This window comes from Mycobacterium conspicuum (assembly GCF_010730195.1).
GTDB lineage: Bacteria > Actinomycetota > Actinomycetes > Mycobacteriales > Mycobacteriaceae > Mycobacterium > Mycobacterium conspicuum.
In genome coordinates this window covers 2,474,098-2,485,755 of record NZ_AP022613.1, presented here as the reverse complement: position 1 = coordinate 2,485,755, position 11,658 = coordinate 2,474,098, and the positions used below count along the sequence as shown (strand labels likewise).

Below are 11,658 nucleotides of genomic sequence, written 5' to 3'. Positions count from 1 at the left end.
CGACTTGCGTTGTGTCCCAACGGTCCTGAACCAGCCAGGCAGGCCCGCCCGGCCCTGGCGCGGATTGGAGCAAACACCAGCAGCCCGTCGATGCGTTCTCCCAGTCAGATCCAGCGGCTAGGCTTTGATCGTGGGCGCTAACAAATGCGGTGCCTCATCAGCAGCGGACCCGGGCCGGCCAGACTGCGTCGCCGCCGTGCGCGAACAGTCCCGCGACCGGAACCAGCACTACGCCGAGACGCTGGCGCGGCGGCACCGCGTGCTCACCATCGTCGCCTGGCTCGCGGTCATGGTGAGCATGAGCTTCTTGCTGATGCAGATCCTCACCGATACCTGGTCCTGGCAGATCAGCTCGATCAATCTTGCCTCGGCGGCGATCTTCGCGTTTGTCCCGCGGCTGCACCGCTTCGGCGATCTGGTCGCGCCGCTGACGTTCGTCAGCGCGGCCTACGTTTCGATCTTCGCCAGCACCTGGGACGTCGGCACCGGCAACGGCGGCGAATTCTTCTTCCTGGTGAGTACCTGTCTGGTGGTGTTGCTGCTGGGCACCGAGCACATCGTGTTGGCGGCGGGACTGGCGGCCGTCGCGGTCGGGGCGATCATGGCGCTGGAATTTTTGGTCCCGCGCAACACCGGGCTGCAGCCGGACTGGACCCTCTCCGCGTTTTTCGTGGTTACCACGGTTTCCTCCTGCTTGATGATCGTCGTCACCGTGTGGTTCGCGCTGCGCGACACCGCGCGCGCCGAGGCGGTCATGGAAGCCCAGTACGACCGCTCGGAAGCCCTGCTGGCCAACATGTTGCCGGCCAGCATCGCCGATCGGCTCAAAGAACACGACCCGGGCGAGCGCAGCCTCATCGCCGACAAATACGACGAAGCCTCGGTCCTGTTCGCCGACATCGTCGGCTTCACCGAACGCGCCAGTGGCACCGCGCCGGCTGATCTGGTGCGATTCCTCGACAAGCTGTACGGCGCCTTCGACGCGCTGGTCGACAAGCACGGCCTGGAAAAGATCAAGGTCAGCGGCGACTCCTACATGGTGGTCAGCGGAGTTCCACGGCCGCGACCCGACCATGTCGTGGCCCTGGCGGACTTTGCCATCGAGATGGCCGCTGTCGCAAGGGGATTGAAGGATCCGCACGGGCTGCCCGTCCCGTTGCGGGTGGGCATGGCCTGCGGCCCGGTGGTCGCGGGCGTCGTGGGTTCGCGTCGGTTCTTCTACGACGTGTGGGGTGACGCGGTCAACGTCGCGTCCCGGATGGAATCCACCGACTCGGTGGGACGCATCCAAGTGCCCGAGGATGTGTACCAACGCCTCAAGGACGACTTCGTGCTGCAGGAGCGCGGGCGCATCGAGGTCAAGGGCAAGGGCATCATGCGCACGTGGTATCTCATCGGCCGCAAGGCGATCGAGGTCACCGACGACCAGCTCGCCGAAGACCCACGCACGGCCCACGTCTGAGCATGGAGTCGACCCCCGCCTGGTTGCCGCATTTGTGGAAATCCACGCTGGCATCGGGCATGCTGTCGCTGATTCTGGGCATCGTGGTACTGGCGTGGCCGGGAATATCCGTGCTGATCGCCGCCGTCGCGTTCGGCCTCTACCTGGTGACGACGGGCGCCGCGCAGGTCATGTTCGCGTTCAGCCTGCACGTCTCGGCGGGAAGTCGCGTGCTGCTGTTCGTCAGCGGCGCAGCATCTCTCATCCTCGCCGTGCTGGCATTCCGTCATTTCGGTCAGGGATACGCGGTGGTGTTGCTGGCCATCTGGGTCGGCGTGGGGTTCATCTTTCGCGGGGTCGCCACCACCGTTTCCGCCATCAGCGATCCGGACCTGCCCGGACGGGTCTGGTCGATTGCCGTCGGGGTGATCAGCCTGATCGCCGGCATCGTGGTGATGGCGTCGCCGCTCGAGACGCTTCTCACCCTGGCGCTCGTCGTCGGCATCGCGTTCGTGGTGATCGGTGCGTTGGAATTCGTCGCCTCGTTCGGCATCTACCGCGCATCCAAGCAGCTCCGGGCCACGGACCCGCAGGGCTAGCGGCCGCGAGAGCGAACTACTACACTGCGTCGTAGACCATTCGCCGTCCCGGGAGATGACAGATGAGTGTCGTCGACATTTCACGGTGGCAGTTCGGTATCACCACCGTCTACCACTTCATCTTCGTGCCGCTCACCATCGGCCTGGCTCCCCTGCTGGCGATCATGCAGTCGGTGTGGGTGGCCACCGGCAAGACCGCGTGGTACCGACTGACCAAGTTCTTCGGCAAGCTGTTCCTGATCAACTTTGCGATCGGCGTGGCGACCGGGATCGTGCAGGAGTTTCAGTTCGGGATGAACTGGAGCGAGTACTCGCGGTTCGTCGGGGACATCTTCGGCGCGCCGCTGGCGATGGAAGGTCTGTTCGCCTTTTTCTTCGAATCCACGTTCATCGGGTTGTGGATTTTCGGCTGGGGCCGGCTGCCGAAACTGATTCATCTGGCCTGCATTTGGATCGTCGCGCTCGGGGTCAACGCGTCGGCGTTCTTCATCATCGCGGCCAACTCCTTCATGCAGCACCCGGTCGGCGCGCACTACAATCCGGCGACGCGGCGTGCCGAACTGCAGAGCATCGGCGCCCTGCTGACCAATAACACTGCCCGAGCGGCGTTTTCACACGCCGTTAGCGGTTCGCTGCTGACCGCGGGAACGTTCGTCGCCGCCGTCAGCGCGTGGTGGCTGGTGCGATGCCACAAGGCCGGCGACCCCGATGGCCCCGCCATGTACCGCCCGGCGGCCATCCTCGGCTGCTGGGTCGCACTGATCGCCGCCGTGGGCCTGTTCTTCACCGGCGACGCCCAGGGCAAGCTGATGTTCGTTCAGCAGCCCATGAAGATGGCATCGGCGGAGTCGTTGTGCGACACCGCAACCGATCCGGACTTCTCCATCTTGACGGTGGGGACGCACAACAATTGCGAAAGCATCACCCGCGTGCTCGAGGTGCCCTACGTGCTGCCGTTCCTCGCCGAAAGCCGATTCAGCGGTGTGACGCTGCAGGGCGTGCGTGATCTGCAGCGCGACTACCAATACAAATTCGGGCCAAATGACTACCGGCCCAACCTGTTTGTCACCTACTGGTCGTTCCGGGCGATGATCGGCTTTCTGGCGATTCCGGTGCTGTTCGCGCTGACCACGCTGTGGTTCACCCGCCGCGGCCGGACCCCCACCCAGCGATGGTTCTCCTGGTTCGCGCTGCTGAGTATTCCGATGCCGTTCCTGGCCAACAGCGCCGGGTGGATATTCACCGAAATGGGCCGCCAGCCCTGGATCGTGGTGCCGAACCCGACCGGTGATCAGCTGGTCCGGCTCACCGTCCGCGAGGGGGTCTCACACCATGCGCCGGCCATGGTGATCACCTCCCTGGCGACGTTCACCCTTGTCTACGCGGTGCTCGCGGTCATCTGGTTCTGGCTGCAGCGGCACTACATCGTCGAAGGCCCGCTAGAGCACGACGCGGAACCCGCCGCGCCGCCGAAACCCGGCGACGACGAGGTGGCGCCGCTGTCGTTCGCCTACTGAGGGTAAGGAGCTGACCAGTGGGACTCCAACAATTGTGGTTCGGCATCATCGGAATGCTGTTCCTCGGCTTCTTCATCCTGGAGGGCTTCGACTTCGGCGTCGGCATGTTGATGGAACCGCTTGCCCGCGCCGGGCGGGGTGAACCGGAGCCGATCCGTCGCACCGCGCTCAACACCATCGGCCCGGTGTGGGACGGCAACGAGGTGTGGCTCATCGTCGGCGGCGCGGCGATGTTCGCCGCATTCCCCGGCTGGTATGCCACCGTGTTCTCCACGCTGTACCTGCCGCTGCTGGCGATCCTGGTCGGCATGATCGTGCGCGCGGTGGCGATCGAATGGCGCGGCAAGGTCGACGACACCAAGTGGCGGGGCTGGGCCGACGCCGCCATCGCGGCCGGGTCCTGGCTGCCCGCCATCTTGTGGGGAGTCGCGTTCGCGATCCTGGTGCGCGGGCTCCCGGTGGACGCCATCGGCCACGTCGACCTGTCGATCGGCGATGTGCTCAACGCCTACACGCTGCTGGGCGGCCTGGCCACCGGTGGGCTGTTCTTGTTCTACGGCGCGGTGTTCGTGACGTTGAAGACCTCCGGGTCGATCCGCGACGACGCGCACCGGATCGCCGTGTGGCTGTCCCTTCCGGTGACGGGACTGGTTGCGGCCTTTGGCCTTTGGACGCAGCTGGCCCACGGCAAGGACTGGACCTGGCTGGTGCTGACGGTGGCGGTGGTCGCGCAGCTGGCGGCGATCGCACTGGTGTGGCGACGCCTGTCCGACGGTTGGGCGTTTGCCTGCACCGCGCTGGTGGTTGCGGCCGTGGTGATCCTGTTGTTCGGCGCGCTGTATCCGAATCTGGTGCCCTCGACGCTGGACGCGCAGTGGAGCCTGACCATCTACAACGCCTCGTCGACGCCCTACACCCTGGGGGTGATGACGTGGGTGACGGCCTTCATGGCGCCGCTGACGGTGGTGTACCAGGCCTGGACGTATTGGATTTTCCGGCAACGCATCTCGGCCGAACGGATACCGCCGCCCATCGGTCTGGCAAGGCGTCCGTCCTGAGCACGCGGGCCGCTCGGGCGCCGCTGGACCCGCGGCTGTGGCGGGCGTCGCCCGCGTTGCGCCGCTTCCTGGTCGCGGCCGTGGGCTGCGGGGTGGTGATCTCCGGTTGCGCGATTGGCTCGGCGATCGTGCTGGCAAGCATCGTCGCGCGCGTCATCACCGACCCCGCGGCGCGCAGCCTGGAGATCCTCTCGGGTGCCCTGTCAATCCTGTTGGCGCTGTGGGCTATCCGTGCCGTGACGCACTGGCTGCAGGCGCGCCTCGGCCAACAGGGGGCCAGTGCGGTGATCGCCGAACTCAACGGCGAGGTGCTCGCCGCGGTCACCGCGCGACAGCCCGGTGAGCTTGCGGCGCAGCGCGATGACGCCGCGATCGTGGTCACCCGAGGCCTGGACGGCTTGCGGCCGTACTTCACCGGATACCTGCCCACGCTGCTGCTCGCCGCGATCCTCACCCCGGCGACCGTCGCGGTGATCGCGCTCTACGACCTGAAATCGACGGTGATCGTGGCGATCACGCTGCCCTTGATACCGGCGTTCATGGTGTTGATCGGCTTGGCGACGGCGGACCGGTCGGCGGCGGCGCTGGCCGCGATGTCGACGCTGCAGGCGCGGCTGCTGGATCTGGTCGCCGGCATCCCCACCCTGCGGGCGCTGGGCCGCGCCTCGGGCCCGGAACGGCGCATCGCCGAACTCGGCGCCGCGCACCGACGCTCGGCGATCGCCACGCTGCGGATCGCGTTCCTGTCGGCGCTGGTGCTGGAATTGCTGGCCACGCTGGGTGTCGCGCTGGTGGCGGTCAGCATCGGCCTGCGCCTGGTGTTCGGCGAGATGAGCCTGGTTACCGGCTTGACCGTGCTGCTGCTGGCGCCGGACGTGTACTGGCCGTTGCGCCGCATCGGCGTGGAATTCCATGCCGCCCAGGACGGCCGGGCCGCGGCCGACAAAGCCTTCGCGCTCATCGGCGAACCGGAACACACACCCGAGCGTCGACGAACGATTGCGGCGCGAGCGGCGGTGATCGCGCTGGAGCACCTCAGCGTCACCGGCCGGGACGGCGAGGCGCCGCACGATCTCAGCGCCGTCATCGAACCCGGTCAGGTGACGGTGCTGACCGGACCCAACGGCGCGGGCAAGAGCACCACGTTGCAGGCGATCACGGGGCTCACGCTGCCGTCATCGGGCCGGGTCACCGTGGCCGGAGTCGACGTCACCGAACTGGATCCCGAAGCGTGGTGGCCGCAGTTGTCCTGGCTGCCGCAGCGCCCGGCGCTGGTGCCGGGCACGGTGCGAGACAACCTGATGCTTCTCGGCGACCTCGATGACGTCGAAAGCGCCTGCGCCGCCGCCGGATTCGACGACGTGTTGGCCGAGCTGCCGGACGAAATGGACACCGTGCTCGGGCGCGGCGGCGTCGGGCTGTCGCTGGGGCAGCGGCAACGGCTGGGCCTGGCCCGCGCGCTCGGGTCGCGCGCCCCGGTGTTGCTGCTCGACGAGCCCACCGCACACCTCGACGCCCACACCGAGGATCGGGTATTGCAAGCCATCGTCGACCGGGCCCGGGCCGGCGCGACGGTGGTGGTCGTCGGACATCGCGAGCGCGTCGTCGCGATCGGTGATCGGGTCGTCCATGTCTGACCTGCAAGCCGCCGTCAAGCTGTTGCGCCCGCGGCTGCCCCGCATTCTGCTCGCCGTAACGCTGGGCGTGCTGTCGCTGGGCAGCGCATTGGCGCTCGCCGGGGTGTCGGCCTGGCTAATCACCCGCGCCTGGCAGATGCCGCCCGTGCTGGACCTTTCGGTGGCGGTGGTGGCGGTGCGGACATTCGCGATCTCGCGGGGCGTGTTGCACTACTGCGAGCGGCTGGCCACGCACGACACCGCCCTGCGCGCGGCCAGCACCGCGCGCGAGCGCGTCTACCACCGGCTCGCCCACGGACCGTCAACGACGGCGGTGCGGCTGCCCAGCGGGGAGCTGGTCGCCCGCCTCGGCGCCGACGTCGACGAGGTGGCCGACGTGCTGGTGCGTGCCCTAGTCCCGGCCGGTGTTGCGGCGGTGCTGGGGCTGGCGGCGATCGCGGTGATCGCCGCGATTTCACCGGCGGCCGCGGTGGTGCTCGCGATCTGCCTGGTCGTCGCCGGCGTCGTCGCGCCGTGGTTGTCCGGACGGGCCGCCGCCGCGCAGGAAGCGGTTGCCCGCCAACAGCATTCCGAGCGGGACACGGCGGCGATGCTCGCCCTCGAGCATGCGCCCGAGCTTCGGGTGGCGGGCGTGCTCCCCGACGTCATCGCCGAATCCCAACGCCGCCAACACACCTGGAGCACCGCCCTCGATGCCGCCGCCAAACCCGCCGCCATCGCCGAGGCGATGCCCACCGCGGCCATCGGCGCAAGCGTCCTCGGGGCGGTGGTGGCCGGAATTGCGATGGCGGCCCAGGCCGCTCCCACCACGCTGGCGGTGCTGATGTTGTTGCCGCTCTCGGCATTCGAGGCGATGACTCCCCTGCCGGCCGCCGCAGTCCAGCTGACGCGATCGCGGATCGCCGCGCGCCGCCTGCTCGACCTGGCTCCACCGGTACGCCCGACGCCGTCGCACGTACCGCTACCCGCGGGCGCCCTGCGGTTGTCCGCCGACGCGCATTCGCTCGATCTGGCACCGGGTGCGCGGCTGGCCGTCACCGGCGCCAGCGGCGCCGGCAAGACGACACTGCTGATGACGCTCGCCGGACTGCTACCGGGACGGGTGGCGCTCAACGGAACCGCACTGGATCAGTTCGACGAGGCCGAATTGCACCGTACGGTCAGCTTTTTCGCCGAGGACGCGCACATCTTCGCCACCACCGTGCGGGACAACCTGCTCGTCGCCCGCGGGGACTGCCCCGACGACGAACTTATGGCCGCGCTGGCCGCCGTCGGCCTGGGCTCCTGGCTCGCCGGTCTGCCCGAGGGCCTGTCGACGGTGTTGACCGGTGGCGCGCAGGCGGTCTCGGCCGGCCAGCGCCGGCGGCTCCTGCTGGCGAGGGCGATCATCTCACCCGCCCGGATCGTGCTGCTCGACGAACCCACCGAGCACCTCGACGCGACCGATGCCGAGGCCATCCTGCGTGATCTGCTAAGCCCTGGCCCCGGGCTCATGGCCGCCGGGAGAACGGTACTGGTGGCGACCCACCACTTGCCCGACGACATTGACTGTGCCGAACTGTGTCTGGAGCTACGCGGCTCGCGAGCGCATACCAAGCGCAACTCAAAGATGCCGGCGGCGCGGCATGAACTCCAGCGATAGCAGCACCAGCACCAGCGGAACGATCTGGGTCATCGAGATCAGCGCGTAACGCCGGGCGTCCAGCGCGTGGAACTTGCGCACGTACCGGTACAGCGATTCGAGCGCGATCAACGGATCCAGCAGGTGGATCAACCGGTAGAACACGCGCTGCAATCGACCCGAAAGCGTGCCGTCGAACAATTCGGGAAACGCCGCAAAGGACAACGATACCCGTTGCCCGCCAATGTCTTTGGCGGCCACGATCATGTCGACGCTGAGTCGTTCGTCGATCCCGTTCGGTGCGCCGCGGCGGCGCCACGGCACGTCCATGGTGATATCGGCACCGCCGCCGGCGGTCGCATACCGGTGAAAGCCCTGTACCGTTCCCGACGCATCCCTGGCAATGATCAACAGTATTCCGGGAAAGCGGCCCTCCAACACGCCGTCCAGGTTCATGTAAAACCCGCGATCGCTATGCGCCCCACTGGGTGAGGCCCGCACCACCTCGGTGAGCTCGGCCCGCTGCTGCTCGGTCAGTTCCTGTTCGACGACGATCTCGGTGGTGACCCCGCAGTTGTGGGTACGCTTCACCGCCTGGCGCAGATTGCGAAACTTGCGGCCCACCATCTCAAAACGGGCCGCGTCGACGACGACGTCGCGGCCGATCGGCACGGCCCGCAGCCGTTGCCCGACGACGGCGGGGTCCGTCCACAGCGGCAACCGCTGCTCGCTGCAGCCGACCACCGCGATGCGCCACCCGCGGGTGTGACACATCGCCGCGAAATCGGCGACGAGCGCGTCGAATTGGCTCTCGTCGCCGATCGGGTCGCCGCCGACCACCGCGTATCCCATCCGCGCCCGGTAGGCCAGCGCCGCCGTCCCCGCCGCGTTGAAGTGGTAGGCCTTGCCGGTCTGCATGGCGAACGGCGCCAACGGATCGGCGGCGGTGGCGTTGATCAGTGCCCAGGCCCGCGGCAGATCCTCGGGCCGTGGCCGCGACGACGTCGGCCGCATCAGCACCAACCCCGAACCGGCGATCAGGACCTCGCCGAGCAGATCGAACGCCAGCACGTGCGCGGCCAGACCGACCAGCAGACACAAGGCGGCCTCCAGGGCATGCGTCGCCGTCACCGGACGCCCCAGGAAGATGCCGCGGGCGATCAAGGCGACCGCCACCAGCACCGTCAGCGACCAGCCCAGCCGGCCCGCGCAGTGCCATGCCGGGTTGTGGTGGTGCCGGGCGAGGATCACGACCAGCCAAAACGCCGAGCAGAACAGCGCCGACGCACCGATCCAGCGGGCCGCGACCGAATCCACGTGAACGACGACTCGTTCGCGCGCGGGGGCTCGCGGTCCGACAGCTACCGGCGGCCCATTCATGATCACCTCCCGATGCGTGGCGGCCTACCTGCCGCTTTCACATCGATTACCCGGCTGGCTTTACGTTACGCCCGGTATATCGTCAGGAGGACGGAAAATATATCAACACGCCTTCTTGGACCACCGTGGCGACGATCTGCCCGGAGCGATCGAAGAAGTGCCCGGTGCCCAGCCCGCGGGACTCGGCGGCCACCGGGGACGACGTCGAATACAGCACGTAGTCGTTGAAGTCGACCTGCCGGTGAAACCACACCGAGTGATTCGCGGACGCGGCGAAGATGCGGTCGTGGCCCCAGGACAGCCCGTGGGTGGTGATGACCGAGTCCAGCACGGTGGTGTCCGACGAGTAGATCATGGTCGCGGTGTGCAGCACGGGGTCGTCGGGTAGCACCCCGTCCGCCTTCACCCAGACCCGATTGTGCGGGAGGCGGTCGCCCTTGTCCCGCATCACCCAGGCCGGGTCGTTGGTGTAGCGGTAGTCGATCGGGTGCAGGGCCGTGACGAAGTGCGGCACGGTCTGCTCGTAGCCGCGCAACAGCTCGCTCATCGGCGCTTGGGTGTGCGGCTCGGCCACCTCCGGCGGAGCGACGCCGTGCTCGAGCGCCCCGTTGGCCAGCGAGCTGCCGGCCATGTACGAGATCATCGCCGAGGACAGCACCACCCCGTCCTGCACGGCGTCGACGCGCCGGTTGGCGAAGCGCCGTTCGTCGCGCAGCCGCACGACGCGGAATTCGATGTCCTTGGTGATGTCCCCGCCGTTGACGAAGTGCACCGAAAATGCGCTGGGCGGCAGGTCCTGGCTCAGCGTGCGGCTGCTCGCGACGAACGATTGCGCCATGAGCTGGCCGCCGAACGTCCGCATCGGGTTTTTGGTGGGATGGGAGCCAATGAACAGATCGTCGGCGATCCGATTGAGATCCAGCACCCCCATCAGTTCGTCAAAGTCTGACAACTAGAGGTCGTCCTCCCCAATGCGGTGTACGTGGATCAGGTTGGTTGACCCTACCGTGCCCGGTGGCGCGCCGGCGACGATAACCACCAGATCGCCCCGCCGGTAGCGGCCCAGCTCGACCAACGACTTGTCGGCCTGGCGGATCATCTCGTCGGTGGACTCCATGATCGGGACGATGAACGTCTCGGTGCCCCAGGTCATGGCCAGCTGGCTGCGCACCTCGGGCCACGCGGTGAAGGCGAGCAGCGGCAGCGGCGTGTGCAACCGCGCCAACCGCTTGACGGTGTCGCCCGATTGCGTGAACGCCACCAGGGCCTTGGCGTCGAGCCGCTCGCCGATGTCGCGCGCGGCATACGAGATCACGCCACGCTTGGTGCGCGGCACATGCGTCAACGGCGGCGCGGCCGTCGAATTGTCCTCGACCGCACAGATGATGCGCGACATCGTCCGCACGGCGACCAGCGGGTACTTCCCCACCGACGTCTCCCCGGACAGCATCAGCGCGTCGGCCCCGTCGAGCACGGCGTTGGCGACGTCGGAGGCCTCGGCGCGGGTCGGCCGGGAGTTCTCGATCATCGAATCCAGCATCTGGGTGGCCACGATGACGGGTTTGGCGTTCTCCCGGGCCATCTGGATGGCCCGCTTCTGCACCAGCGGGACCTCTTCCAGCGGCAACTCGACGCCCAGGTCGCCGCGGGCCACCATGACGGCGTCGAAGGCCAGCACGATGGCCTCCAGATTGTCGATGGCCTCGGGCTTCTCGAGTTTGGCGATGACGGGCACCCGCCGTCCGACCCGGTCCATCACCTCGTGCACCAATTCCACGTCGGAGGGCGAGCGCACGAAGGACAGCGCCACCATGTCGACGCCGAGGTTCAGCGCGAAGGTGAGATCGTCGACGTCCTTTTCCGACAGCGCCGGCGCCGACACGTTCATCCCGGGCAGAGAGATGCCCTTGTTGTCGCTGATCGGGCCGCCCTCGACGACCTTGCAGATCACATCGTCGCCCTCGATGCCCTCGACGATCAGCCCGACCTTGCCGTCGTCGACCAAGACGCGGTCGCCGACCACCGCGTCGGCGGCCAGCCTCTTGTAGGTGGTCGAGACGCGGTCGTGGCTGCCGTCGCAGTCGGCAACGGTGATGCGGACCGTTTCACCGTCGGCCCAGTAGGTCGGGCCCGTGGCGAAGCGCCCCAGCCGGATCTTGGGGCCCTGCAGGTCGGCGAGGATGCCGACGGCGCGGCCGGTCGCGTCGGACGCGGCGCGCACCCGCTCGTAGGCGGCCTTGTGGTCGGCGTAGTCGCCGTGGCTGAAGTTCATTCTGGCGACGTCCATTCCGGCCTCGACTAAAGCCAGAACCAGCTCGTCACTCCTGGTGGCCGGACCGAGAGTGCAGACAATCTTTCCGCGTCTCGCCACGACGACTCAGCATAGTCGCCGCGCGCGACGGCCG

At 67.9% G+C, this 11,658-nt stretch carries 8 protein-coding genes and 1 pseudogene; 6 read left to right on the top strand and 3 right to left on the bottom strand.

The features are described 5' to 3' along the window. Positions 1-130 precede the first annotated feature (130 nt). From G6N66_RS11720 to cydC, 6 genes and pseudogenes are all read left to right on the top strand, one after another. On the top strand, positions 131-1,462 hold the full coding sequence (locus tag G6N66_RS11720; RefSeq protein WP_085235162.1) for an adenylate/guanylate cyclase domain-containing protein: 1,332 nt from the start codon (positions 131-133) through the stop codon (positions 1,460-1,462). A gap of 2 nt (positions 1,463-1,464) precedes the next feature. After that, positions 1,465-2,040 (top strand): HdeD family acid-resistance protein, encoded by a 576-nt coding sequence (locus G6N66_RS11715; protein ID WP_085235159.1) that lies wholly within the window; start codon positions 1,465-1,467, stop codon positions 2,038-2,040. Positions 2,041-2,102: 62 nt separating this feature from the next. Continuing rightward, positions 2,103-3,557 carry a cytochrome ubiquinol oxidase subunit I gene (locus G6N66_RS11710; protein WP_085235158.1) on the top strand — a complete coding sequence of 485 codons (1,455 nt, stop codon included), beginning with the start codon at positions 2,103-2,105 and terminating at the stop codon, positions 3,555-3,557. Between the two features lie 17 nt (positions 3,558-3,574). Next, on the top strand, positions 3,575-4,615 hold the full coding sequence (gene cydB, locus G6N66_RS11705) for a cytochrome d ubiquinol oxidase subunit II (protein ID WP_085235157.1): 1,041 nt from the start codon (positions 3,575-3,577) through the stop codon (positions 4,613-4,615). Positions 4,616-4,695: 80 nt separating this feature from the next. Continuing rightward, on the top strand, positions 4,696-6,252 hold the full coding sequence (cydD, locus tag G6N66_RS11700; RefSeq protein WP_232079498.1) for a thiol reductant ABC exporter subunit CydD: 1,557 nt from the start codon (positions 4,696-4,698) through the stop codon (positions 6,250-6,252). Continuing rightward, a pseudogene (gene cydC, locus G6N66_RS11695) lies at positions 6,245-7,943 on the top strand (thiol reductant ABC exporter subunit CydC). Before cydD ends, cydC begins: the two are co-directional and overlap by 8 nt. Here the strand turns inward: cydC and G6N66_RS11690 are convergent. The 3 genes from G6N66_RS11690 to pyk form a co-directional block, all read right to left on the bottom strand. Then, entirely contained in the window at positions 7,856-9,253 is a 1,398-nt protein-coding gene (locus G6N66_RS11690; protein ID WP_085235161.1) for a bifunctional lysylphosphatidylglycerol flippase/synthetase MprF, read from the bottom strand. The pseudogene cydC and the gene G6N66_RS11690 sit on opposite strands and share 88 nt — an antisense overlap. 82 nt (positions 9,254-9,335) lie before the next feature. Further along, positions 9,336-10,184 (bottom strand): acyl-CoA thioesterase II, encoded by an 849-nt coding sequence (locus G6N66_RS11685; protein WP_085235154.1) that lies wholly within the window; start codon positions 10,182-10,184, stop codon positions 9,336-9,338. A 21-nt stretch (positions 10,185-10,205) separates the two neighbouring features. Beyond that, on the bottom strand, positions 10,206-11,624 hold the full coding sequence (pyk, locus tag G6N66_RS11680) for a pyruvate kinase (RefSeq protein WP_085235153.1): 1,419 nt from the start codon (positions 11,622-11,624) through the stop codon (positions 10,206-10,208). Positions 11,625-11,658: the final 34 nt, after the last annotated feature.

Bases quoted from the DNA above. Each gene is read 5' to 3' on its own strand.
- G6N66_RS11710 (WP_085235158.1), top strand. From the start codon at position 2,103: ATGAGTGTCGTCGACATTTCACGGTGGCAGTTCGGTATCACCACCGTC.
- G6N66_RS11715 (WP_085235159.1), top strand. From the start codon at position 1,465: ATGGAGTCGACCCCCGCCTGGTTGCCGCATTTGTGGAAATCCACGCTG.
- G6N66_RS11685 (WP_085235154.1), bottom strand. From the start codon at position 10,184: ATGGGGGTGCTGGATCTCAATCGGATCGCCGACGATCTGTTCATTGGC.
- G6N66_RS11690 (WP_085235161.1), bottom strand. From the start codon at position 9,253: ATGAATGGGCCGCCGGTAGCTGTCGGACCGCGAGCCCCCGCGCGCGAA.